This window comes from Sphaerimonospora mesophila, from assembly GCF_001417795.1.
Lineage (GTDB): Bacteria > Actinomycetota > Actinomycetes > Streptosporangiales > Streptosporangiaceae > Sphaerimonospora > Sphaerimonospora mesophila.
The window spans coordinates 238,495-261,835 of record NZ_BCBX01000032.1; the positions used below are offsets into that span (position 1 = coordinate 238,495).

General features: G+C 68.4%; 21 protein-coding genes and 1 pseudogene. 8 read left to right on the plus strand and 14 right to left on the minus strand.

Annotated features, from left to right (window positions below; all coding sequences use genetic code 11):
- Positions 1-19 precede the first annotated feature (19 nt).
- On the plus strand, positions 20-490 hold the full coding sequence (locus AP234_RS08775) for a hypothetical protein (protein WP_055479073.1): 471 nt from the start codon (positions 20-22) through the stop codon (positions 488-490).
- A 131-nt stretch (positions 491-621) separates the two neighbouring features.
- Positions 622-843: a hypothetical protein gene (locus tag AP234_RS38455; RefSeq protein WP_235558041.1), complete on the plus strand. Its 222-nt coding sequence runs from the start codon at positions 622-624 to the stop codon at positions 841-843.
- Positions 844-1,207: 364 nt separating this feature from the next.
- Here the strand turns inward: AP234_RS38455 and AP234_RS34765 are convergent.
- The 3 genes and pseudogenes from AP234_RS34765 to AP234_RS08785 form a co-directional block, all read right to left on the minus strand.
- A pseudogene (locus tag AP234_RS34765) lies at positions 1,208-1,705 on the minus strand (NUDIX hydrolase); the annotation flags it as partial.
- 279 nt (positions 1,706-1,984) lie between these two features.
- On the minus strand, positions 1,985-2,116 hold the full coding sequence (locus AP234_RS39140; protein WP_268778028.1) for a hypothetical protein: 132 nt from the start codon (positions 2,114-2,116) through the stop codon (positions 1,985-1,987).
- A 203-nt stretch (positions 2,117-2,319) separates the two neighbouring features.
- The gene (locus tag AP234_RS08785) at positions 2,320-2,625 is read right to left on the minus strand and encodes a hypothetical protein (protein WP_055479074.1); all 306 of its coding nucleotides are present in this window, start codon (positions 2,623-2,625) and stop codon (positions 2,320-2,322) included.
- Positions 2,626-4,341: 1,716 nt separating this feature from the next.
- On the opposite strand from AP234_RS08785, the gene AP234_RS08790 reads away from it, so the two are divergent.
- From AP234_RS08790 to AP234_RS08800, 3 genes are read left to right on the plus strand one after another with little or no spacing between them, the layout of a single operon-like run.
- Positions 4,342-5,457, plus strand: coding sequence for a histidine kinase (locus AP234_RS08790; protein WP_055479075.1), 1,116 nt, complete (start codon positions 4,342-4,344; stop codon positions 5,455-5,457).
- Positions 5,458-5,462: 5 nt separating this feature from the next.
- Complete coding sequence (locus AP234_RS08795; RefSeq protein WP_062414164.1) at positions 5,463-6,149, plus strand: response regulator transcription factor; 687 nt, start codon at positions 5,463-5,465, stop codon at positions 6,147-6,149.
- A gap of 36 nt (positions 6,150-6,185) precedes the next feature.
- On the plus strand, positions 6,186-7,478 hold the full coding sequence (locus tag AP234_RS08800) for a nitrilase-related carbon-nitrogen hydrolase (RefSeq protein ID WP_063842846.1): 1,293 nt from the start codon (positions 6,186-6,188) through the stop codon (positions 7,476-7,478).
- A 417-nt stretch (positions 7,479-7,895) separates the two neighbouring features.
- On the opposite strand, the gene AP234_RS08805 is transcribed toward AP234_RS08800, so the two are convergent.
- Positions 7,896-8,567 (minus strand): response regulator, encoded by a 672-nt coding sequence (locus AP234_RS08805; protein ID WP_055479078.1) that lies wholly within the window; start codon positions 8,565-8,567, stop codon positions 7,896-7,898.
- Positions 8,564-9,712: a sensor histidine kinase gene (locus tag AP234_RS08810; protein ID WP_083501919.1), complete on the minus strand. Its 1,149-nt coding sequence runs from the start codon at positions 9,710-9,712 to the stop codon at positions 8,564-8,566. Before AP234_RS08810 ends, AP234_RS08805 begins: the two co-directional genes overlap by 4 nt.
- A gap of 144 nt (positions 9,713-9,856) precedes the next feature.
- On the opposite strand from AP234_RS08810, the gene AP234_RS08815 reads away from it, so the two are divergent.
- A complete protein-coding gene (locus tag AP234_RS08815) occupies positions 9,857-10,246 on the plus strand; it encodes a hypothetical protein (protein ID WP_055479080.1) in 390 nt (129 codons plus the stop codon).
- 148 nt (positions 10,247-10,394) lie between these two features.
- Here AP234_RS08815 and AP234_RS08820 read toward each other — a convergent pair whose 3' ends face one another.
- From AP234_RS08820 to AP234_RS08835, 4 genes are all read right to left on the minus strand, one after another.
- On the minus strand, positions 10,395-11,078 hold the full coding sequence (locus AP234_RS08820; protein ID WP_235558042.1) for a response regulator: 684 nt from the start codon (positions 11,076-11,078) through the stop codon (positions 10,395-10,397).
- On the minus strand, positions 11,051-13,039 hold the full coding sequence (locus AP234_RS08825; RefSeq protein WP_055479082.1) for a histidine kinase: 1,989 nt from the start codon (positions 13,037-13,039) through the stop codon (positions 11,051-11,053). The genes AP234_RS08820 and AP234_RS08825 overlap by 28 nt, the downstream gene beginning before the upstream one ends.
- Before the next feature lie 75 nt (positions 13,040-13,114).
- Entirely contained in the window at positions 13,115-13,747 is a 633-nt protein-coding gene (locus AP234_RS08830; RefSeq protein ID WP_055479083.1) for a hypothetical protein, read from the minus strand.
- Between the two features lie 343 nt (positions 13,748-14,090).
- On the minus strand, positions 14,091-14,816 hold the full coding sequence (locus AP234_RS08835; RefSeq protein WP_152990312.1) for a MerR family transcriptional regulator: 726 nt from the start codon (positions 14,814-14,816) through the stop codon (positions 14,091-14,093).
- 62 nt (positions 14,817-14,878) lie between these two features.
- On the opposite strand from AP234_RS08835, the gene AP234_RS08840 reads away from it, so the two are divergent.
- Positions 14,879-15,541 carry a hypothetical protein gene (locus AP234_RS08840; RefSeq protein WP_055479085.1) on the plus strand — a complete coding sequence of 221 codons (663 nt, stop codon included), beginning with the start codon at positions 14,879-14,881 and terminating at the stop codon, positions 15,539-15,541.
- Between the two features lie 203 nt (positions 15,542-15,744).
- Here AP234_RS08840 and lgt read toward each other — a convergent pair whose 3' ends face one another.
- The 4 genes from lgt to AP234_RS08860 all read right to left on the minus strand — a co-directional run bounded on the left by lgt (position 15,745) and on the right by AP234_RS08860 (position 19,913).
- Positions 15,745-16,635 (minus strand): prolipoprotein diacylglyceryl transferase, encoded by an 891-nt coding sequence (gene lgt / locus AP234_RS08845; RefSeq protein WP_055479086.1) that lies wholly within the window; start codon positions 16,633-16,635, stop codon positions 15,745-15,747.
- Between the two features lie 523 nt (positions 16,636-17,158).
- Positions 17,159-17,674 (minus strand): GNAT family N-acetyltransferase, encoded by a 516-nt coding sequence (locus tag AP234_RS08850; RefSeq protein ID WP_055479087.1) that lies wholly within the window; start codon positions 17,672-17,674, stop codon positions 17,159-17,161.
- A 276-nt stretch (positions 17,675-17,950) separates the two neighbouring features.
- A complete protein-coding gene (locus AP234_RS08855) occupies positions 17,951-18,850 on the minus strand; it encodes a YybH family protein (RefSeq protein ID WP_083501920.1) in 900 nt (299 codons plus the stop codon).
- Between the two features lie 76 nt (positions 18,851-18,926).
- Complete coding sequence (locus AP234_RS08860; protein ID WP_055479088.1) at positions 18,927-19,913, minus strand: sigma-70 family RNA polymerase sigma factor; 987 nt, start codon at positions 19,911-19,913, stop codon at positions 18,927-18,929.
- A gap of 145 nt (positions 19,914-20,058) precedes the next feature.
- Between AP234_RS08860 and AP234_RS37855 the strand changes: the two genes are divergently transcribed.
- The gene (locus tag AP234_RS37855) at positions 20,059-20,946 is read left to right on the plus strand and encodes a hypothetical protein (protein WP_200926297.1); all 888 of its coding nucleotides are present in this window, start codon (positions 20,059-20,061) and stop codon (positions 20,944-20,946) included.
- A 1,220-nt stretch (positions 20,947-22,166) separates the two neighbouring features.
- Here the strand turns inward: AP234_RS37855 and AP234_RS08870 are convergent.
- Positions 22,167-23,336, minus strand: coding sequence for an FAD-dependent monooxygenase (locus AP234_RS08870; protein WP_055479089.1), 1,170 nt, complete (start codon positions 23,334-23,336; stop codon positions 22,167-22,169).
- Positions 23,337-23,341 lie beyond the last annotated feature (5 nt).

Below are 23,341 nucleotides of genomic sequence, written 5' to 3' on the forward strand. Positions count from 1 at the left end.
TCTGAATTAGACTGGTGGTGTGAGCATCAGCAATGCCGACGCCGTCACCTTCTCGGACCTGTCGAGGAATCCCCGGGCCGTCGCCGAGCGCGCCGCGCGACTTGGTCGCGTACGTGTGACTCACCGGGATGCCCAGGACTTCTACCTGACTGCGGCTGACCGTGAGGAACGACGCGATCAGACGCTGGCTACTGCTTCCCGTCTGTTTCTCGCTCTCATGAGGCATGATCCGACCGCCCGCGCGCTGGTGATTGCCATGCCTGAGGTCTTTCCCTGGGTCCGTCACCTCACCTCTGATGAGGTGCGGTCCTTCACTCTTGAATTGGTCGAGGCGCTCTCTGACGCGGCCGAGTTGGATGTCGACGCCACTACTCAGGAAGTCATCGCCGGCTGGCGGGCCACTGCCCGAATCAAGGCCGACCCCGCGCACTACGCCCAGGCGCGTGAGGCGACGAGCGGAGACTTCGGACCGGTTGAGGTTTCGGTATGAGTCCGAAGCGGGGAGACCGGGTCACGGTTCCGCCTCCCGGCGATGAATGGGACGTACGGTTCGGTACGAGCGATGCGGTGAAGGGCTGGGAGGAACTATGCCGTCATGCCCTGGCCAATACACGCCGATGCTTGGAGACGCTGCGAGGAGATCCACGCTCACGCACCGATCACGAGCGCCGGCATCGCCTGCGTGGCGACCTTGCGACTCATCGTCACAACGGACAGGACCTGGAGCAATGGGAGTTCGAGGTCACCAACGGCGGGCGCGTGCGCTACGTGATCGATGACACCGCCCGTACGGTGTGGCTTGTCTATGCCTCGCCCCGTCACCCAAAGGACACCGATGTCTGAGGCCACTGCGCCCGCCGAGCGTCTGTGACACAGCCAGTCCCGCCGCCGAGGGCAGGAGCAAGTGCCGCGAGGTCCCAGTGCGATTTATTGCCTGAAACGGACTGCTACTACCAGTAATATCTCTTTAAGGTGCCCAACGGCTACTGCGGCATCGGCGGCACCGGCGTCAAGCTAGGTGACCCGTCCGAGTGGGCCGCCTGCCAGACGGGCCTGGTCCCGACCGAGGAGTAGCTTCACAGATCTCGCTGTACGGCTCGTGCTCGGCTCCTGGGCGTGAGCCGTCCTGCTGCCCGGCCCTGATCCGTTGATCGCCTGCCTTGTCGGCTCTGTCCGGACCTCGGCCGGCCTCTATCTCGGTGAGGGTGTAGAGTAGCGCGGCCATGCTGGTGCCGCTCACGAGTTCACCCTTGCCGACAAGCCGGGGGATGCCGCTCAGCGGCGCCTATTCGACGCGTTCGGCCTCCCAACCCTCCTCTGTGGGCGGGCCGATGTAGGTGGCGCTGTCGGCGTGGAAGATGTGGTGAACATGCCGTTGGTCGGCTGGACTTTCACCAATGGGCACATCGGCCCGGGCCGCCGGCCGGTCTCCTCCTCGACTTAGCGCGCTGCGGCGCCCGCAGGCTCCTCTCCGTCTTCGATTCTTCCAATGGGAATCTCCCATCCCCAGGAATCGGTGATGAGGCGGTGCCGCCAGATGAGTAACACCCGGCGCCGTTCGTCGGTGACCACGGCTCCGGGCCGGGCGCGGTGCGGATCAGCCGGTGGTCCAGATGCCTGCCGTCGGGCACTCGACATCCGCGACCCGGATGTCGAGCCACGGGTCGGTGTAGAGGGACTCTTCGGAGTTGATCTGCCAGCGCATGCAGAGAACTCCCAGCGTGGGCCCAATCTGGATCCCACGCCACAAGGGCACGCGTGCTTGGTGGCGTACGCGTGTCAGAAACCCTTGGACCTCGGGTGTCTAAGTGGCGATCTTGCCAGAAACGGGCGCTGAACCGGAAAAACCTCGTGGTTGGTGGTCGTTGTTCGTACTTGCTGAGCAACGTCAACCGGAACAGAACCGGAACAGAAGTGCCCGGCACCGTGATCGGTGCCGGGCCCTTCTGTCCTGGTGGGGATGACGATAGCGCCTGCGCTGTCGTCAGTTCGCCTGCTCCACGTAGTGCTCGTGCTCCCACGCTTCCACGTCGGCGACCTTGTACCGGACGTGCTTGCCGAACTTCATGAAGCGGCGGCCACCGCCGTGACTGGTCCACCATGAGGGGGACCCCAAGCGATCTGCAAGCTCCTTCGTCGGGTCTTGTACGCCAGGCTGCAGCGAGAGGAGGTGACATGGGCGGGATGACTCGCAGGGTGCAAATGACCACGGCGCTGAGCCAGGGGCTCAATCTGGGTTGATTTAGCGTTCTGGGCCTGCTGGCGCTGGGCTCCACCATGGCGGGCAACCCTGGCAGGGGCCGATCTGCTGAACCTTGATCAGTCGACGCACATCGCGTCGTGGGTGGACCGGTAGACCCATGTGCCGCCACCCGGAGAAATAAAGGTCGGATACGTGTTATACGTCCCAGGGGTGCAGTCGTGGCCGACCGCGAGGACGGCCTGCCGGGCTCGCTGTTCGGCCGCCGCGTACCCGGCCGCTGCGGTGTCGCCTGCCCCCATAGCGGTGGCGCTGCGTGGAGTGTCATAGCCGTCGGCGTGCGCGGCCACGGGCGAGGTGGTCAGGCCGACCGCCACCACCGCTGAGACGAGGCCGAGCCGGCGGGGCCAAGTGACTTTTTGCATGCTTCTCCTTATGCGGGACGGTCAGGTGATCGATCATCATTGATTTAGCCCGAATCGATACAGGGCGGTATTGACTAATTGGCCACAAAAATCTGGCGACCGTTGTCCTCATGATGGAGCACATGGCTAATACGGCAGCCGCCATTTGCAGGGTGAGCTGGGATAATGTGCCCCACTCTGATCGATCTTGTGCCAGGAATGCGGCACAACGAGAGCAGCCACTCATGATCATGTGTGTGAAAATTACACGACCGGGAGCGGCTGCTGCACTCATCGTCGAGGCAGCGCGGGTGCAGCGGAACCTCGAAGAACTGTTGAGCGCACGGCGTCGGAGTTCGCCAGGTTCGAGCCCCGGTTGCAAGCCGCGCTGATCGGCTCGCGGCAGTGGATCCCCGCCGAGCAGATCAGCGACCCCATCAACGCGATCATCACCGGCGGTGCAATGTGGTGGGGATCCAGTGACGCCCGGAGGGGGTCTTCACATCCCGATGCTCGACGTCCTTGCAGACGCTGGCCAGTTCTACACCGTCGGTATGTCTCGCGAGGACGTCGCCGCCCTCGACTTGCAACAGGCGGTCGACCTCTGGGCTGACTTCCGCTCCAGGCCACGCTACCAGCGAATTATTTCCCGAAGAGAACCGCTATCACCAGCAATACCTTTTTAAAGTGCCAAATGGGTATTGCGGCCTCAGCAGCACCGGCGTCACCTGCGCGGTGGGCATCGCGCCCGTTGGCGAGTGAACGAGGCGGTCTTCGACGAGGTCTCGGTGTTGTTCGCTGAGCAAGGCGGCCTGCCCTATCCCGATGACTTGATCACGGTAGAGATCTACGGGCGGCCGATGTTGCTCATCGACTACGACCTGGCCGGGTGCGTGAGCAGCACGAGAAACGACCCTGGAGGAAGAAGTGGGGCGGCTGCTCCTCGCCTACGTAGAGCAGGGCCACAAGAAGGGCAACTGGAACAACAAGCCGCCTCGCCGCAACCGAGATCGAGGATCCTCGCTCCCTCAGGCAGCCGAGCCCGGCGCAGCAGCCGGGTCATATGGGGGCCGGAGACCGGCGCGGCGATGGGGTGGTCCTGATGGGCGAGATGACTGATCAACTGGCGATCCATGACCCAATCCTTCGCACCCCAAGAGCTTGCGGCAAGTCGTATTAGCGCTGATGGGCCGAGCCGAGACCATGGTGAACACGACCATCAGCGTGCGGCGCGGGCTTGCGCCACGGCCTGTGAGCGCTGGTCAGCCCGCGATCACTTCCCTTAAGTTGCCATGCGCGCCTGCGAAGCGTGTCTAAGTGAACACGTAGCGCTGTTGCGTTTATTTCGATTACGGCCTGCCGGATCACCTCGGCCCACAGGTGTTCGCCGTGCCGGTAGCCGCTTCCAGCGAAGCGCCATGCCCTACCGTGACCGTCTCCTGCTCGCCAGGGTCAGGCAGGCCGCGCCGTTCCCGGGTCCGTACGGCTTGGTGATCGGCGGTCCCGGCCGTCTCGGCCCCCTTGTCGTGGAGGGCCCATGGCGTGGCTCCCGGCGTCCGACTAAAGCACGACCTCAACCGGGCCAAGGAGAAAACGACGCCGGCGGGCGACCACTCCCGATTTTCAGCCCGGAACGGGCATCCCGCCGGGGATATCGGGGACTAAAGCCAAGGTCTACCACCAGCATCACTCTGAAGAGTGAGGGCAAGCGGGCCGGTAGATCCTGATAATGGGCGGATGTTCGCAGCGGGCCGGGTCGGTAGGGCGGTTGACGGGGCGCTTGCCGTGGTCGTGGTCCTGGCTACGGTTGGGCCGCTTCTGCTGCCCGATCCCAAACCGTGGTGGATCATCGGGCTGGGGCTGCTGGCGTCGGTGCCGGTGTGGTGGCGTAGGCGGGCGCCGATGGTGGTAGCGGTGGTGGTCGGGACGGCGATGACGGTGATGGTGACGTGGGAGAAGCCGTTCCTGCCCTTCGGGCCGCTGCTGGCCGTCTACACGATTGCCGACCTGAGTCCCACCCGGAAGAGGCTGGCGGCGATTCCGGTGATCGTGGCGGCTGTGGGTTTCTCGCTGGTGCTGCCGGGAGAGAACGACGAGACCTTCCGACTGGTGGGGACTGCCTTCGTGGCCGCCTACGCCCTGGGCACCAGTGTCAGGGCAAGTCGCTCGCGAGCTGCCGAGCTGGCCGAGCGGGCGCGGCGGCGGGAGCAGGAGCACATCGCGGCGGCGGCCGAGGAGCGCACCCGGATTGCGCGCGACATGCATGACATCGTCACCCATTCCGTTGGCCTGATGGTGGTTCAGGCCGAAGCCGGACCGGTGGTGCTCCGCAGCGACCCGGACAGGGCCGAGGCGGTTTTCGATGCCATCGCCGACACGGGAAGGGGTGCGCTGGCCGAGCTCAGGGGGGTGCTCGCCGCGCTGCGGACCCCGGGCGAAGGTGGCGGACCGGAGTGGGGCCATGCCGGCGAGCGCCTGCGCGAGTCGCTGTTTCAGCCGCGTCTGGCCAACCTCCCCGCGCTGATCGAGCGCAGCGGTCTCGATGTGGCGAGCACGACCGTCGGTACCCCGCGCCCGGTCACAGAAAGCGTTGAGGCCGCCGTCTACCGCATCGTTCAGGAGGCGCTTACCAATGTGCGCAAGCACGCCGGTATGCGTGCCGTACGCCTCACTCTGACCTGGCGGGAGAGCCTGACGGTGGAGATCGCCGACGACGGGCGGGGGCCGGGTGAGGGCGGTGGGTACGGGTTGGTCGGGATGCGGGAACGGGCAGCGGCATGTGGTGGGACGCTTAGGGCCGGGGCGGGACGGAACGGGGGATTCGTGGTGACAGCTGAATTTCCGCTTGAATAGCCCGCGTGTTACGGGTGCTCATCGCCGACGACCAGGACCTCTTCCGGGCGGGGTTCGGGCTGATCCTGGACGCGCAGCCGGACATGGAGGTGGTCGGCGAGGCCGCCGACGGCGAGGAGGCGATCGCCGAGGCCAGGCGGCTCCAGCCGGACGTGGTCCTGATGGACGTGCGCATGCCGGGCAAGAACGGCATCGAGGCGACCAGGGAGATCTGCGTCACCACCGCCGCCAAGGTGCTCGTGCTGACCATGTTCGACCTCGACGAGTACGTCTACGACGCGGTCCGGGCGGGGGCGAGCGGTTTCCTGCTGAAAGACATCCGGCGCGACGAACTCGCCCACGCCGTGCGTACCATCGCCTCGGGTGAGGCGCTGCTCGCCCCGGCGGCGACCAGGAGACTGCTCGAGGACCTGGTGCGCAGGCCCGCCCACGGCGTCGCCCCACGGTTGGCGGCCAGACTGGACGCACTGACCGAACGCGAGCGCGAGACGCTGAAACTGGTCGCGCGCGGCCTGTCGAACGCGGAGATCGCCGCCGCGCTCGTGGTCACCGAGCACACGGTCAAGACGCACGTCAGCCGCATGCTCACCAAGCTGGACCTGCGAGACCGGGTCCAGGCCGTGGTGCTCGCCTACGAGTCCGGGCTGGTGGTCGCCGGTGAGAGTGACAACGGAGATCGCACCCGCGACTGACGCGCCGGCAGGGTGCGGGGAAGCACGATCGTCGGCATGGAACGCATCCTCCTCATCCTCGCCTCAGCTGTCCTGATGCACTTCGGCACCGGTCTTCACCCTCTCTGGTGGCTCACCTGGCTCGCGCCGCTGCCCATCCTGTTCCTGGCTCGCCGGGCGGGCAGAGGTACGGCTTTCGCCGCCGGGACGCTCGTCTGGCTCGCCGGCCAGGCGCAGATGTGGCCATATTTCACCCGGACCCTCGAGATGCCGCCCGCGCTGGCCGCCGCCCTCATCGCCGGCCCCGCGCTCTGCTACGGCCTGGGCGTGCTGCTCTTCCGCACCCTGCTCGTGCGCGGCAGGCCGCTCCTGGCGGCGGCGGCCGTACCGGCCGTCTGGGTCACCGTTGAGTGGGTCATGAACCTCGCCGGACCGCATGGCGCTTGGTGGAGCCTGGCGTACACGCAGGCCGACTTCCTGCTCGTGCTGCAGACCGCCTCGGTCACCGGGGTCTGGGGCATCACCTTCCTCCTGCTGTTCGTGCCCGCCTCGATCGCGGTCCTGCGGCCACGCGCGGCGGCGGTCTCGGGCGTGCTGGTCGCGCTCACGCTCGGCCATGGTTTCGTACGGCTCGCGACGCCCGCCGACACCGGGGGACGGAAGGTGGCGTTGGTCGCGACCGACAGCTCCGATGATCTCGTCCGCCGGTACGGCGAGGCCGTTGACGCCGCGGTGGATCGCGGCGCGGAGATCGTGGTGCTGCCCGAGAAGGTTTTCAAGACCGCCGACCTGCCGTTCGCCCGCCCGGGCGTGGAGGTGATCGCGGGGATCGCCATGGAGACCAACAGCGCGGTCGCCTACCCCTCCGGGGTGCGCTACGACAAGCACCACATGATCCCCGGGGTGGAGCGCGAGTTCCGGCCCGGCACCGGCTTGGCCTTCCTGGACGGCGACCGGCTCGGCCTCATCATCTGCAAGGACCTCGACTTTCCCGGCCTGGTCAGGGAGTACGGCAAGGCCGGCGCCGCCGCCCTGCTCGCGCCCGCCTGGGACTTCGATGAGGACGCGTGGCTGCACAGCCGCATGGCGGTGGTGCGCGGTGTGGAGAACGGCCTGGCGGTGGCCCGTGCCGCACGCCAGGGATGGCTGACGGTCAGCGACGACCGCGGCCGGATCGTGACCGAGCGCTACAGCGACAGGACGGGCATGACCACGGTCACGGCCACCCTGCCTCGGCAGGGTTCGGCCACCCTCTACATCGCCCTGGGCGACTGGGCCGCGTGGGCCTCGGCCGGGCTCCTGCTGCTCGTGCTCGGTGCGCTGGCCCTACGAAGTCTTTCAACTCGGTGAGCGAGAGCCCGACCGGCGGGACCACGACTCGTTCTGAGGCCGCGCCCCGGACTCCATCTGCCCTCCAGCCCGCGTGTCGTTCGGGAGACACCGTACCTCCGCCCTGTGCGGATAACGGATATTTCCCGAACGGCGGTGCTGGTGCCCACCAGTGCCGCGCCCCGGGAGGGGCCCGCCGGCTGGTGCGGCAGATTCATCGCCTGGAGGCGACGTCTGCCACCGGCAATACCTTTGCAGGTGCCAAACGGCTACTGCGGCCTCGGCGGCTCTGAGTGAGACGCCGAAGGTGCCGCTGCGCGATCCGGCGTGACCTGCCCCGTCGGTCTGACCGCAGGCGAAGCCCGACGCGGCCATAGCCCCGGAAATGATCCTCGCCTCGCTCGGACAGGCTGATGGAGCCTTCCCATGGCGAGGGCTTTACGGCGTGGATCCGGCGTCGTCCCCTGCCGTGGTGAGTCCGGCTTCGTAGGCGGCGACCACGGCCTGTACGCGGTCGCGCAGTCCAAGCTTCGACAGGATGTGCCGCACGTGGCTTTTGACCGTCGCAAGCGAGATGAACAGCTCTTGTGCGATCTCGGGATTGGAGCGGCCTGCGGCGACGAGCCTGAGCACTTGGATCTCGCGGTTGCTGAGCGCTTCGAGCCGCGGTGGCTTGACCAGGCCGGGCGGGGGGCGCCGCACGTAGTGATTCACGATCCGTTCGAGCACCGCCGGCGCCAGCGGGGTCTCTCCCGCCGCAGTCGTACGCACCGCCTCCACGAGCCGCTCACGCCCTGCGTCCTTGAGCAGGAAGCCGGCGGCACCGGCCCGTAGCGCCTCATAGACGTACTGGTCGAGGCCGAAGGTCGTCAGCACCAGGACACGGGTCGGCACGTCCATCGCGGCGATGCGCCGGGTCGCCTCGATCCCGTCGAGGCTCGGCATGCGGAGGTCCATCAGAACGACGTCCGGCCGCGTCCGCCGGACGAGCTCGACCGCCGCGGCGCCATCGGCCGCCTCACCCAGGATCTCGATGTCCGCCAGCTCGAGAATGAGTCGTAGCCCATCACGGACCAGCGTCTGGTCATCGACGATGACGACGGAGGTCATGTCACCGCCAGCGGGTCGAGTGGCAGCTCGGCCATCAGCTCGAAGCCCCCGCCCGGCGCCTGCCCTGTGCGCAGGTCACCTCCGAGCAGGCGCGTCCGCTCGCGTATCCCGATCAGGCCGTAGCCGGTATGTGCCTGGGGCACCGGCCCAGGACCGCTATCGGTCACCCGCAGCCTCAGGGTTTCTTTCCCCCAGAGGACTTCGAGCAGCACGGGCGCGCCGGGTGCGTGCTTACGCGCGTTGGTCAGCGCCTCCTGGCCCAGACGGTAGGCGGCGAGCTGGACGCTCGACGGTGTGGGACGGGGGGTGCCGCTCACCACCATGTCCACCTGCATGCCGGACGCGCGCGCCCGGTCGACCAACCTGGTCAAGTCCTGCACCCCGGGCTGCGGATGCGGCCCATGCTCGTCGCCGTCCTGGCGAAGCGCACCGAGCACCCGCCGCATCTCACTCAGTGCCTCGCCCGCGGATTCGCGGATGGCGGCGATCGGTGCCTTCGCGAGCTGCGGTGCCTTTTCGATGGCCGCCTCCGCTGCATCCGCCTGCAGAGCGATGACGCTGACGTCATGTCCTATGACGTCGTGCAGCTCCCGGGCGATGCGGGCCCGCTCCTCGGCCACCGCGACCCGTTCGGCCCCCGCCCTCTCACGTCGCAGGTCTTCGGCGAGTTCCTTCATGCGTGTGGTCTGCGCTCGCTGGTGGGCGACCAGACGCCCGATGGCCGTGGGCGCGGCGACCGCGAGCACCGCGCCGAAGACCGCACCGAAGGGCTCCGGTCCGAGCAATGTCGCCACGGCGCCCGTGACCGAGCCGGTCACGGCTGTCGCGACGGTGGCTCCAAGCGCGGCGACCTGTGTCCCGACGGAGTAGTAGAGCAGGACGGCGATCACGTAACCCAGGAACAGGAAGCCATGGGTGGGGACGAGCCATATGAGGGAGCCGGCGAGTGCGGCGATGACCGGATGTCGGCGTCGCCATGCCAGCGGCACCGTGGAGCCGACGGCGACGAGCACGGACACGGGAAGGCTCGCAATGGGTGCGACGACCACCTGCGCGAGGGAGGCGCCGCAGAACAGGGCCGCAAGGATGGCGTCAATGCCCTGAGGACTCCTGGTCAGGGCACGCGGCGCAGACCACAGCGACATGGATCAAGACTAACAGGATGAGAAGTGGGCAAATCTGATCATCAGCCCCAGGGCTGATTGAAAAGCCGCCCGCGGTGCGATGGCAAACGCCCAGCTCGGGCGTAGCGTCTGCGGCGTCGTTCACGGTCCCTGAGGAGCTTTCCCATGTCTCACGACACCACCGCCCCGCCTCGCCCCGGTCAGGCCTCAGTGATCGCCTGGTGGGCCGGACGAGTCCTGCTCCTGCTACTCGGGCTGTTCGTGCTCGCCGCCACGTCCTATTTCACCTTCTTCGCCGCGCCGGAGGACGGGGGCGTCACGACTCTGATCGACTGGGCGCTCGCTGCGTGGTCGTACATGGTCGGCATTGGCTACCTGTGGGTCGCCGTCCGCGTCGGAGCGAACCCCGGACTGCGCACCGCCGCCTTCGTGTTCGTGATCGCGCAGATGGTGTTCAGCCTGATCAAGATCGTGTGGTACGACGAGATGGTCCTGCCCGTTCTCGCCGTCGATGCGCTTCTCCTGGGGCTGCTCGCGCTGGGAAAGCGCCGATAGCCCGCAGCCCGGACCACGTGCTGGGAGCGGCATCGACGTAGGCGGAAATGAGCCGTGCCCTCCCGGCACTTCAGGCCAGAGCGACGGATGTCTGGCGGGTTCGCCTTTTCGGCGGCGTCCATGTGCACCCTGTCGCAAGAACGTGGGTCTACAGGGCACCGCCTGAAGCCTGTCCGGTGCCGAGACCGGCGTCGCGGGCGCGTGCGATGGCCTCGGCCCGGGAGGCCACGCCGAGCTTGCCCAAAATCGCGCTGACGTGGTTCTGCACGGTCTTCACCGACAGGAACAGTTCGCGGGCGATCTCGGCGTTGGCACGGCCGCGGGCGACGTGGTCGAGTATCTCGGTTTCGCGCGTGGAGAGCTGGGCGAACGGACCGACGGTGGTCGTCCTCAGCGCGGCCCTCGCCACCATCGCGCCGACCGTGTCGCTCAGCACGACACCACCCTCCGCGACGACGGCGAGCGCCCGGGCGATCGCCATCGGTCCCGAAGACTTCAGCAGATAGCCGCGCACGCCGGCCCGCAGCGCACGCAACACCGCGTCCTCCTCCGCGTGCATGGTCAGCGCCACCACCGCCACACCGGGCTGCCGTTCGATCAGTTCCGCCGCTGCGGCCGCGCCGTCCAGCACCGGCATGTCCAGGTCGACGACGACCACGTCGGCCTCGACCAGCGCCGCCTGCTCCAGAAGTTCGGCACCGTCGGAGGCGACGCCCACGACCTCGATGCCCTCGACCGTCTCGAGCATGATGCGCAGCCCTTCGAGGAAGACGGGATGGTCGTCGGCGAGCAGCACCCGTACGGTCATCCCCGCGGCCCCGGCAGTACGCACCGCACCAGCATGCCACCGTCGGCACCCGGCTCGACCTGGAGGACTCCGCCGAGGGCCTCGGCCCGTTCGCGCATCGAGCGCAGCCCCACCGCACCGGATCGCACTGGTTCGGAGGACGGGCCCGCGCCGTTGTCGCCGACCTCCACGGTCAGTTCGCCGCCGGATGCGGAGATCCGTACCTGTGCCGTGCTGCCACCGCTGTGCCGTTCGGCGTTGCGCAGTGCCTCCATGACGATCCGGTAGGCGGCGGTCTCGGTGACGGGATCCATCGTCGGCAACCTTTCTGGCGCGTCCATGGTCACGGTGAGCCGACCGGCCCAGCCGTCGACCTGATCGCGGAGCGCCGCGACCAGCCCTCGCTCGACCAGCGCCGTGGGCCGCAGATCCGTGACGATGCGCTGTACTTCGCTGAGCGCCTCGTCCAGATCGGCGGCGGCCGCGGTGAGCACCTCGTCGGCACGCTCGACCTGCCCGCCTGCGGGGTGCGCCAGCAGGTTGCGTGCTGCGGCGATCCGCATTCCGACGGCGCCGAGCAGGGGGCCGAGCCCGTCATGCAGGTCGCGTTGGAGCCGGCCGCGCTCCTCGACCCGGATGTGGGTGAGGCGTTCGTGACTGCGCCGCAGGGCCGCGTCGAGCCCGGCGGCGCGGACCACGACGCCCAGGTGTCCGGCGAGATCCGTGAGCAGGCGGCGGTCCGCCGGGGACAGCGGCTCGTCCGGATGTCGCCGGGCGGCCACCAGATCGCCGACGGTCTCGCCTGACACGTGCAGCGGAATCCGGGCACTGTCCGCTTCGGCCGTCGGCGCTCCGGCCGTCGCCGCGAGGGAGCCGTCGGGCAGTTCGACGGCGACGTACGGCAGGCGAAGCGACATGGCGAGTTCGTCCACCACCCTCGTGAGCAGCGGTTCCCGGGTCGACTCGAGCAGCCTGCCGAGCGTGCGCACGACCTGGTGCGGATCACGGCGGTTGCCGAAGAGCATCCGGTCGAGAGCGCCCTGCAGGATTTCCCGCAGTGGGAGCGCGACGACCGCGATCACGCCGGTGACCAGGACTTCTGGTAGCAGATCAGGGGTGGGCAGGGCCGCGTCGAGACACAGCACGAGTCCGATGTAGGCGGTGAGCAGGATGGCGGTGAGCAACGTGTAGAGCAGGGTCCGCCGGAGTACCAGTCCGAGATCCCATAACCGGTACCGCAGTACGGCAACCGCGATGGCGCCCGGCAGCAGGCAGAGCGCGAGTGCCTCCGCGATCCAGAACACGTCGAGCAGCGCGGTGGCGGCCGTGACCGGGGCGATGACCAGCGCGGCGGCGGCCACCCAGCGGATCTGCTGGCGCTCGACCTGGCCACTGCGGGTGTAGCGGACGGCGAGGGCGACGGCACCGAGCAGGAAGGCGGCCGGGATCAGGGCGAACAACGGGGTGAGCAGCGGGAAGAGCGGCTGCAGGGCCGATACCCCGAAGGGGTTGGGCGTGCCGTCGACGGTGCCGTCTCCGCCGGGCAGGAACGCGACGAGCAGTGCGAGGCAGGCGGCGAGCGCGGTGAGGACCCGCTCGCCGCGCCGCCACCACGGTCCGAGCGGAGTGCCGGTCGGAAAGCGCAGCAGCAGCGCGACGACACCGACCGGGATGGTGAGCCACAGCCAGGTCGGCAGCCAGAAGAGGACCGGGCCGGCCGGTCCCAGAAGGTGGTGGCGCCCGTGCACCACCGAGGCGGACACGGCATAGAAGGCGATGCCGCCGATCCCTGTCGCGATCAGCACCGGGGCGAGTGGATGGTGCCGCCGACGGGCGAGTGTGATCCCGGTGCCGCCGAGCAGTCCGAGGGCGACGGCGTAGAGGCCGACGACAGCACGGTCGTGCAGAGCATCGTCGCCGGGGAGGAGCCACAGGGACAGGAACAGCCACACGAGCAGACAGGACTGCGCCACGAGCGCGGCGAGCGCCGCGCGCCTGCGGATCATCTGGACCTCCGGATGACTGCGTCACCGGCAACGGCCGGCCGCGACAGGTTAACCGCGACCGGCCGGCGGGTGTACTCAGGCGGCCATGGACATGTTCGCCTCGGAGGCCGGCTGCGCCGGGCGGCGTGGTCCGGTGGCTCCGCTCCACAGCAGGGCGGTGCCGGCGAGCGGTACGAGAACGAACGGGAAGATGGTGGCGAGCGCCGCGACGATCAGCATGATCGCGGCGGGCCGGGGGAGGACCCGCGAACGCAGGCCGCTGATTCCCAGCGCGAGGAGGCCCACCACCAGCAGTGCCATCGTCCCGTACAGCTCGACTCCGCCCATTTCGCCGGCCAGTGAGGGACTTCCCGAGGCGGCCAACCAGGGGATGACGGCGCCGATGTACCACTGGGACACGATCCCCCCGGCTGCCCCGGCCATCGCGAGGAGAACAGGGGTACGGCCGAGGCGCCGCCCGGTGGGTCCTGTGTGGGTGATGAGCGCGGGGACGGTGAGAAGTAGCCCTGCGAAGCCGAGCATGAGCAGCCAGGCCGCGACGGCGTGGATGGTTCCGGTGGCGGCCTCGGCGAACGGCCGGCTGTCGAACACGCTCAGGATCTCGAACGGCGTCGCGACCAGAAGCACGAGGCCGGTGAACACCAGCAGGGGCCGGGCCAGGCCGTGCAGCGGGGAAGGATCGGATGGAACGGGAGAGACGTGGGTCATGATCTACCTCTTGAGGGGCTCCGACTGTGCGGGGCCATAACGGCCGCCCCGCTGGAGCGATTGTTCAGTTCCCGGTTTCCCGGGGGCGTGAGACGGATCTCCCGTTCCCGCCGGGAATCCGCTCGCGAACTGCGCGAGCTTTTTCTCCGGCTGACCCGCGTCGTCGCGGACGGCTTCGGTGTCCCGGCCCGCGGTGTGCGGCAGGCGCTGTACGGCCTGCGGGCCGGACGGTCCGGCGTGTTCTCGCGGCCGTCGTTCACAGCATCGTGCCATTGTTCGGAATCGTGCTCGGAGCGGTGTTCATCGGGCCCCGTTCGGCGAGCGGGAGGCGTGTGCGGAGCGGTCAGACCGAGGGGGTGTGTCGTTGGGGGTGTACGGATACTTCAAGGACGACGGCGTGGGCGCCGTCGGCGTCGACGAGGTGTTCTTCCACGGTAGGGCCGGTGATGGCCAAGTGTTGGCGGTGCAACCAGCCGAACAGGTCCTGCCCGGCGCGGACCACGTCTGTGGAAGGCGGAACGACGGCTCGCACGACGGCGCGAGCGGGCAGGGTGAGTCGCTCGCCGTCGCGATCGGTGGTCACCGCCGCCGTGAACCCGCCGGTCGGCTGCCCGCGCAGCCAGGTCAGCAGGATCGCCGGCGGCGCCGGGCACAGGGCGGCGAGCTCGGATGGATGATCGAGGTGCAGACGGCGTACGCGTAGGCGGCGAGAGCCCAATGTGGTTTCCTGGGGCAGGATTGACATCGGCGTGGCAAGGCGGTCCTCGGCGCGAGCCGCGGCGGTGGCAAGGGCGGCGATGTCATGCTTGATACTCGTCACGATCTCGGCCAGGGCCTGTCGCAGCTGTGCCTCAGGAGCGTCCAGCAGATCGGCGATCTGGCGTAACGGCAGGCCGAGTCGCTGCAAGCCGCGGATGCGTTCCAATCGTGACAGCTCGGCCACGCCGTACCGACGATAGCCGGTGGACCGGTCCACCGCTGCGGGAGGCAGCAGTCCGATCTTGTCGTAATGGCGTAGGGTCCGTTCGGATACGCCGACCATACGCGCCAGTTGTCCGATCCGCCACACCCTGGCTCCTCTCCCCGGCGTGTTGACTTTGTCCCTGCGGCAAGGTCCTACCGTCACCGTCCATGACCGATTCGAACCCTCGGACCCGGCTTATCGGTGTCCTGCTGGTGACCTCGTTGGTGGCTATGATCGCCGGTGCGGCCATAGTGGTGCCATCGGGGTTGACCCTGAATTCGACCGACCCCGATGCTGTGCTGGCCGCGGTGGGTGAGCAGTTCGGGCTACATCTGACCGAGCTGGCCCTCGACGTGCTGGGCTGGCTGGCGCTGACCGCGGCCGGGCTCGTGATGTCCGCTCGCTCTGGCCAGGCACCCGGATCGCACCTGGTGACGCTGGCCGGCGGACTGCTGGCCGCCGCCGGGCTGGCAGGCCTGCTTCATGACGCTGGGAACCTGGCGCTGACTCAGTTGGCCGCTGACCCCGCTGCCCCGGCGGTCGCCACCGTGGCCTGGGCGGTACTGCTCACCGCCAAGTGGGCGGTAAACCTGGCCGGGCTGCTGTGGGCCGCCGCCACCGCCGCCGCAGCGGTCGGCGTCCCGATGCCGACCGGGCTCCGCATCGCCGGTGCGGTAGCCGCGACCTCAGGTTTGGCCGCGGTCGCGCTTCCGTGGACGACCGGGACCGACGGGCCGACGGTGGCGCTGGAACAGCTCGGGTACGCCCTCCACCTGCCGATCATGATCTGGTACGGGGCGCTGGGCTGGCGCTATCTGCGTGACCGGTGACCGCCGCCCGTGAACCTGTGCGTCCTTCTGCCTGGCGGCTCTGAGCGAAAGGCAGCTCGTCAGCCACCGGCGTCTCCTGCCCAGTGGGTCTGAGCACGGCTTCACAACGTCGGCATGTCTCGTGTGAGAACGCTGCTTTTCATCCGGTGGGAATCGCGCACCGCCGAGTGAACAAGGCGGTCTTCGGTGAGATCTCGGTCGCGTCAGGTGCTCTCGATGGAGGCCTGCTCGCCGTTCTCCTCGTGCGAGGCCTTGTGTCGTGAGGCCGGAACCATGATCTGTTCGGTGTCCTTGTTACGAGTCACCCAGAAATAGATCAGCGCGCCGATGAGCAGCGCGATCGAGGTCCACTGGTTGATCCGCAGCCCCAGGAGCGTCACCGCGTGGTCCACCCCGCCCACCGGATCGATCCGCAGCCCCTCGATCCAGAACCGCCCGAACGTGTAGCCGGCCACGTAGAGGGCGAACAGCCGGCCGTGGTGCAGCGTGAACCGCCTGCCGGCCAGGATCAGTCCGAGACCGAGCGCCGCGTCCCACAGCGACTCGTACAGGAACGTCGGGTGATAGAGCACCCCCGGCTCGCCGCCGTGCGCCTGGTCGATCTCCAGGCCCCACGGCAACGTGGTCGGACTGCCGTACAGCTCCTGGTTGAACCAGTTGCCCCAGCGGGCGATCGCCTGCCCGAACGCGATGCTGGGCGCGATCGCATCGGCCACGGCGCCCAAAGGCAGCCCCCGGCGGCGGCAGGCCAGCCACACGCCCACGCCTCCCAGGGCGACCGCGCCCCAGATGCTGAGCCCACCTTCCCAGATGAACAGCGCCCGGTAGGGCTCCTTGATCGCGCGCGGGCCGAAGTAGGTCTGCCAGTCGGTGATGACGTGGTAGAGGCGAGCGCCGATCAGCCCGAAGATCACTGCGGGGACCGCGATGTCGCTGATCGTGCCCTTCTCGCCGCCGCGGGCGCGCCAGCGGTGCTCACTAAGCCAGATGCCGAAGACGATCGCGAGGATGAAGCACAATGCGTAGGCCCGGATCGGGATGAATCCGAGATGCCAGACCCCTTCGGAAGGGCTGGGAATCGAGGCAAAGGGCATATCGGTGAGGCTAGTCAGTGTGAGGTCGATTGGCCGCTTCGTGATCTGATCGCTAACCGGCTGCGACGTGATGCGGCGTGGACGAATCGGTGCAGCAATCGACCGCGACCTTAATATCGGGTCGTTTATCGCGCCCGTGGCCAGAACTGAGCCGGTAGATGTCCACCTGGTACCTGCCGCGAGGGAAATCCGGCTCCCCGGAGCATCGGTCACGTAATGTCACCGGTGTTCGGCGGCTTCGGTCCCTCCACCCACGAAAATTCCTCGCAGGCTCGGAATTTCCGCGGGGCCCGGGATGCGCCGGGAGGAAGCTCCGGTCCGCTGCGAAACCCGCCGGCCGCGGGTTTCGCGTGCGGTCCTCGCCCCCTCCCGCTCCGCTCCCCACCCCCGGATATCGGTTACCCGACCGGCGTTCTAGGGACCGCATTGTGAGATTTGCGGGCGACCGTAGACGAGGCGGGGTGCGTGCTGGACGACCGGAGAGAGCCGGGGAGCGATCAGGCAATACCTGTGGTCGGTGGAGTTATCGTCCGATGGTCCGGCGCCATCGCATCTCGCCGTCGTGCCACTCGTTGGTGGGTGCGAGTCCGGCGGCGACGGCGACGGCGATGGATGCCTGATGGCCGGGGTGAATGTGGGCGATGACGGCCTGCACCGGTTGGTCGCTGAGCCAGTCGACGAGTCCTCGGGCCGCTTCGGTGGCGATGCCTCTTCCCTGCCATGGCGTCCCCACCACCCAGGCGATCTCGGCAATGAGGCCGTGGCCGGAGGGGCCGACCGTCGCCTGGACCGTGCCCGTCAGACAGGCTTCATCACGGAGCCGGATCACCCAGTTCAGCCAGGAGACGGCCGGATCGGGAGAGCCCGCGGTCATGCGCCGGTAGCGCGAGCGCAGGGCTTGCGGGGTGTCCGGGGAGCCGCCGATGAAGGTATGAAGAGCGGGATCGGAGAGCACCACGGCCATCTCCTCGGCGTGGTCGAGGTGGAGCGGCAGCAGGTCCAGTCGCTCGGTGCCGATGGCCTGGACTGCGATGCTCACGCCGTGACCCCCTCGGGTCGCTCGACGAGCTGACCGCGTTCGAAGCGGGCTCCGGCGAGGACCGGAGGGACGGTGATCTCGTCAACCATCCGCGACTCCAGGGTTCATCACGGCACCGACACTAACGCGTGGTGAGCCGGGCCGGACCAGTCCGTACGGGCAGTTTCCGGCCGTACGGCCCAGCCGCACCAGCGTGAGGACACAGGCGGTGAGCACGCTGAAGTTCAGCTGGCCGAGCCGGATGTCGACGCCACTGCCCGTGCACGGTCCCTGATGTCATGGCCGCAGGTCCGTGCGGGCGATGCCGCTCTCCGGGTCGTACGGGTAGGAGACGTGCTGGTGGATCATCTGCCACGAGCCATCGATCCGCTGAAACACGCGGGTGCCGCGGGACCAGTGCTCGACGGCGCTGCCGTCCGACCGCTCGATGCGGACTCGGTTGAGGCCCCATCCGACGGCGAGATCTCCCCGGGCGACGATCTTCAGGTCCGGTACGTCCCAGGTCACCCTCTCGCTTGAGGCTTCCAGGCCACGCCGGCACACCTGTCGTACCGAGTCGGCACCGACGTACTGCAGCGGTTGTTCGTGTTCGTAGGAGACGACGTCATCGGCGATGGGTGCCATGAGGGCGTCGAGGTCTCCGGCAGCGGTGTCGAGGAACCAGCGCCCGTGCAGTGCCCGCACCTCCGCCGACCCCGAGTCGGAGTCCCCCTCGACGGTGGGGAAGGAGTGGTGCTCGTGGGCGATGACCCACCGTCCGTCCTGACGGCGCAGCCCGAAGGTGAGCCGGAGGCGGTTTCGCGGGTCGCGCGCCAACTCCTCGGACGTGCCGCAGCGCAACAGGGCATGGGCGAAGGCGACGTCCTCCCCGGCGGTCACCTCCAACGAAGTGAGCTCGAAGCGGGCGCCCTGCGCCTGCCACTGCAGAAACTCGGGCCAGGCGGCTCGATAGGCGTCGAGGCCGCGTACGCCCTCGGCCGGTGGCGGCACGTCGAACATCACGACGTCATCGGCGTGGTCGGCGACGGTCTCGGACAGGTCACCGGCGTCGACGGCGCGCACCCAGCGCTCGATCAGCTCCCTGATCGCGGTTTCGTCGTCGGCCGCGGCCGGGGTCCGGCCACCGGCGGCCGGGGTGGTCTCCTCGTGGTCGGCGAGAGTGTGGTCGGGGAACATCGGATGCCTCCTGATCGTTGGCGGTCGCATCTATAACCCGCCGCAGAACGCCGACTCATCGCGCTGACCGCATCGTTCAGGAAACCTGCGACGGCAGGCCGAAGGCGGGCAGGTCCGCCGTGAGGAACGACACCACCTCGGCGATCCGCGGTCCGCACAGGCGCAGAACGTCGAGGCCCGCCGGGCGGTGAACCCCCTGCTCGTCGTCCCACAGGTAGGTGCCGAACGCCGGCTGCCCGTTCACCGTCGCCGGCACGAAACGCCACCGCCGCTGTCGCAGCGGTCCGTCGAGGAGGAACGCGCGGACCGCGGCCCGCCCCTGGTACCAGACGGTCAGCGGCGGCATGGAGTATCGGACCTCCTCGGTGAGCATCGCCACTATCGCCGCCACATCCCCGCTCTCCCACGCGTCGGCGTAGCGTCGGGCGAGATCGCGTACGGCCCGGTCACCCAGTGCATGCAGCGTGGCCTGCTGCGTGGTTTCGGGCAGCAGTCCGTCGAGCAGCGCGCGCGCCCGCTGCAGTGCGCTGTTGACCGCGGCGACGGAGGTGTCCAGGAACGCGGCCGTCTCCTGCGCGGTGAACCCGAGCGCCTGCCGCAGCAGCAGTACGGCTCGCTGCCGGACGGGCAGGTGTTGCAATGCCGCGACGAAGGCCAGCTCCACGCCCTCTCTCGCCAGGATCCGAGTCTCGGGATCCAGATCCCGCACCCAGCCCAGCCGGGTCTCCGGGTACGGCTCGACCCAGGCGGCCTCTGCCACCGGCGTCGAACCCGGGCTCAGGTCGGTCGGCAGCTCCCGGCGGCGCCGCCGCTCCAGCATGGTCAGGCACCGGTTGGTGGCGATCATGTACAGCCACGCGCGCAGCGACCCGCCACGGTCTTCGAACCGCCCCAACCCCTGCCAGGCCCGCACCAACGTCTCCTGCAGTGCGTCCTCAGCGTCGTGCACCGAGCCCAGCATGCGATAACAGTGGGCGTGTAACTCTCCGCGCAGCGGCTCGACCAAGAGCGCGAATGCTTCGGCGTCACCGCCACGGGCCGCGTTGACCCGCTCCGCCGACATGGATCCCTCCTTCACTCCGCGTGCTGACGCCAAGCCGTGATCGTCTATCACCGGTCGGCGTCGTCGGTGTCGTCGGTGCCGCCAACTGTTGAGAACCCGCAAAAGGAGAGGCATCGACGGTCCGCGAACCGCCATCATGTTGGGGATGGCGACACCGAACCTGCCGTTCCGATGGGATCTGGTCCGCCGTGACCAACTCGGCACTCTGCTGGAGGGGCGCGCCGAGCCCACGCTGCCGTACCTGGACATGCTGATCGAATGCGGCGCTAAGGTGCTGGCCCGCAGTGGCGACGGCGACGTGCATTTCGTCGGGCGCTCGGCCGACAGCGTCTTCGATCTGTTGTCGGGCGCGTTGTCGGCCACCTCGCGACCCGATCGGGTGCGCCTGCTGCCGTTCTCCTACCGACTCGAACAGCCACTGCTCGCTCATGAGGTCCGGCAGATGCGAGCTAACCTGGAGGCCATGGGCCTCAGCCCTCGGCGGCTGGCCCGCCGCAGGAGGCCGCTCGTGTTGGCCGACCTCGTCTACGCCGGATACACCTTCACCCACCTTTACGGCTTCCTCCGCGAGTGGATCGACGAAGAGCGCGAGTCCTGGGACGTCATCCGGCTCAAGCTGCGCTTCCTCGGCATCACCGCACGCCGGAAGACCAGTCCGAAGACCTGGCGCTGGTGGCAGGACGCGGCGTGGACGGCCGACCTGCCCCGAAGGAACATCACAAACGTCTCGATCCACCCGTACGCCTGGAGCTATCTTGGCGATCACCAGCACAAGCTCACGCCGTCGTTCCGACGCACCCGCTGGGCCGACGAGGCGGTCACCATGCCCCGGCACGACGACAAGACCCTTGACGCGCTGGCGGAGGCCGTCGCCCTCGTCGAGCGGGGTGGCACGTCCGCCGTACGGACCAGGATCGCCCGGCAGATGGTTGAGGAGCCCTCGTTCGCCCAACCGTGGCTGCGTTCGCTCGTACTCGAACTGCGCCGCACTCGTAGAGTCCCCTTCCCTCCTTCCAGCGAGGTAGCGACGTAGACAACGAGACTCCGCACGGGCCGGGGGAGCCCTCCACCGTTTTCGCTGACGTGTGGGGGTCGCCCCTCAGCGGAAAGAGCGGCTCTCCCGCGCTGCCAGGGAGTCACATCTGACACGCGGGGACAGGCGGCCCGGCGGTCCTGCCCGGTTGGACGGAACCCGTCGGATTCGCCGAGCGTGCTCGACCTCCCGGGGGTGCCCGGCCCGCCCGGTTCACCTGGCTCACCTGGCTCACCTGGCTTATCTGGATCACCTGGCTCACTTGGCTCAGCCGGCTCGCCGGGCTCGCACGGTTCGGCGGCCGATGCACACTCCCGGTCTCTCTGCACGCCGTAGCCGAGCCGTACGGGAAACCGTACGTACAGGCGGCCGCAGGGTCGACGGTTCGGGGATCGCCGCGCAAGGAGGCCGGACCGGCACGGCCGGCACGGTCGGCGGGGCAGTCGGCGTAGCCGGTGGGCCGGTGCAGCCGGTGTGGCCGGGGTCGGGGCCGGCGAGCACGTGGACCACCGGCGGAGCGAATCCCCGTACGGCCCTCCGCACGGCCCTCCGTGCGGTCCTTCACACGGGCCTCCGCACGGCCCTTCACACGAGACTGCACCCCTGCCTCTGCCTGTGCCCCTGTCTCGGCCGATGCCTCCTCCTGTATCCAGGCCCACTCCTCCTCGCTCAGCAGGGAGGGAACAGGGGACACAACAGAGGAATGACCATGGGGAGACGTCGCATTAGAGATGGACAGCTCCAGGAGCATGATCGGATCTGACGGGTCGATCGGCCTCAGCTCTGCCAGGCCCAGCGCCCTCATCCGCCTGAATTGTCCCGGCGTCACGAGATCCACGAGCCCCCCTTGCTCCACGGACTGCTCCACAGAACCCTCCTCCCGGCGAGCCCAGAGCATTCGAAAATCCATTTGAATAGTCTCACGACGACACCGGTAATGGCAAGCTTTTCCGTCGACTAATTCAATAGAATTACGAGAAGTAAATGCAAATTACCCTGAATGTCCGCAATGCTCGACAGCGCATCGCCGTGGATCGCCGTGGATCGCCGCAGAGCGCCGCGGATCGCCTGATTCACACCGTCGGCGTGTGTTTCGCGAGGATGTCACCGGTCTTCGCCGGGCACGGCTCGCCGTACCGGCATGTGGGGCGACGACGGACGAGGTCGACGGACGAGGTCGACGAGTGTTCCGTCCGTCGGCTGAACGGAACTCTCCGCCCTCACCTCGGGACCGGGTACGGATAGTCCTCGAGTTCGATGTCCGTGGCGAACCTGTCCGTCAGCTTCAGCATCATCCGGAGCAGGAACCTGTGCTGGAACATCCGGTTCCGCATCCTGATCCTTCTCCGGGTGATCGGGGCGAGGAAGGCGCCGGCGTTGCCGTTCTTGGTCACCTTGACGGCGTAGCCGCGGAAAGCCTCCTCGTACTTACGGAACGCCGCCCGGTGGTCGCCACCGGCCGCCATCAACTCCCCGGCCAGCACGTACGCGCCCACGACGGCGAGGCCGGTGCCGAAACCGGCGAGCGTGTTGCCGCAGGCGGCATCGCCGAGCAGCACCACCCGGCCTTTCGCGTAGTGGTCGATCTCGACCCGGCTGATCGAGTCGAGATAGAGGTCGCGCGCGTACGGCACCCGCGCGATGATCTCCGGGAGCTTCCAGTGGGCGTCCCGATAGGCGTCGACCAGGATGCGCTTCTGCTGCTCGATGTCGTACCGGTCGTAGTCGATCTGTTCGGAGGCGAAGACGAAGAACGCCGATGCGGCGGGTCCGCCGATCGAGACCGCCCTGCCCGGCTCGTTGTACATGACACCGCCGCCGCCGAAACCAAGGTCGAGGTCGAGTTCGGCGAGGGCGTAGTGGTAGCCGAGATAGCGCACATATCGGGACTCGGGCCCGAAGGCCAGCCGCCGCACGTTGGAGTGGATGCCGTCCGCGCCCACCACGAGGTCGAAGACGCGCGGCGCGCCCCGCTCGAAGGTGACGTGCACGCCGTCAGGCGTCTCGGTGAGCGAGGTGATGGAGTCGCCGAAGACGTACTCGCAGTCGGCCGCGGTCCTTTCGTACAGCAGTGCGGACAGGTCGCCGCGGCGGATCTCGACGTCGCCGCCGGTGAACTCGCCGGGTATGACCGCCACTCGCCGGCCGTTCGCGTCGACGATGTCCACGTCGGTCCCGCCGGTCTGGCGGCGCCGTACCTCCTCGAGGATTCCCATGCGCTCGAGCACGGTGAGGTGGGCCGCGCCTTTGAAGTCGACCGCCTGGCCGCCGGGCCTGAGCACGGGCGCCTTCTCAACGATCGTGACGTCGTGGCCGCAGCGCCGCAGCCACAGGGCCAGCGCGGGGCCGGCGATGCTCGCGCCGGAGATGAGGACCTTGATGTGCTTCATGCGGC

Bases quoted from the DNA above. Each gene is read 5' to 3' on its own strand.
- AP234_RS08785 (WP_055479074.1), bottom strand. From the start codon at position 2,625: ATGCAAAAAGTCACTTGGCCCCGCCGGCTCGGCCTCGTCTCAGCGGTG.
- AP234_RS08790 (WP_055479075.1), top strand. From the start codon at position 4,342: ATGTTCGCAGCGGGCCGGGTCGGTAGGGCGGTTGACGGGGCGCTTGCC.
- AP234_RS08800 (WP_063842846.1), top strand. From the start codon at position 6,186: ATGGAACGCATCCTCCTCATCCTCGCCTCAGCTGTCCTGATGCACTTC.
- AP234_RS08805 (WP_055479078.1), bottom strand. From the start codon at position 8,567: ATGACCTCCGTCGTCATCGTCGATGACCAGACGCTGGTCCGTGATGGG.
- AP234_RS08810 (WP_083501919.1), bottom strand. From the start codon at position 9,712: ATGTCGCTGTGGTCTGCGCCGCGTGCCCTGACCAGGAGTCCTCAGGGC.
- AP234_RS08815 (WP_055479080.1), top strand. From the start codon at position 9,857: ATGTCTCACGACACCACCGCCCCGCCTCGCCCCGGTCAGGCCTCAGTG.
- AP234_RS08825 (WP_055479082.1), bottom strand. From the start codon at position 13,039: ATGATCCGCAGGCGCGCGGCGCTCGCCGCGCTCGTGGCGCAGTCCTGT.
- AP234_RS08830 (WP_055479083.1), bottom strand. From the start codon at position 13,747: ATGACCCACGTCTCTCCCGTTCCATCCGATCCTTCCCCGCTGCACGGC.
- AP234_RS08840 (WP_055479085.1), top strand. From the start codon at position 14,879: ATGACCGATTCGAACCCTCGGACCCGGCTTATCGGTGTCCTGCTGGTG.
- lgt (WP_055479086.1), bottom strand. From the start codon at position 16,635: ATGCCCTTTGCCTCGATTCCCAGCCCTTCCGAAGGGGTCTGGCATCTC.
- AP234_RS08855 (WP_083501920.1), bottom strand. From the start codon at position 18,850: ATGTTCCCCGACCACACTCTCGCCGACCACGAGGAGACCACCCCGGCC.
- AP234_RS08860 (WP_055479088.1), bottom strand. From the start codon at position 19,913: ATGTCGGCGGAGCGGGTCAACGCGGCCCGTGGCGGTGACGCCGAAGCA.
- AP234_RS37855 (WP_200926297.1), top strand. From the start codon at position 20,059: ATGGCGACACCGAACCTGCCGTTCCGATGGGATCTGGTCCGCCGTGAC.
- AP234_RS08870 (WP_055479089.1), bottom strand. From the start codon at position 23,336: ATGAAGCACATCAAGGTCCTCATCTCCGGCGCGAGCATCGCCGGCCCC.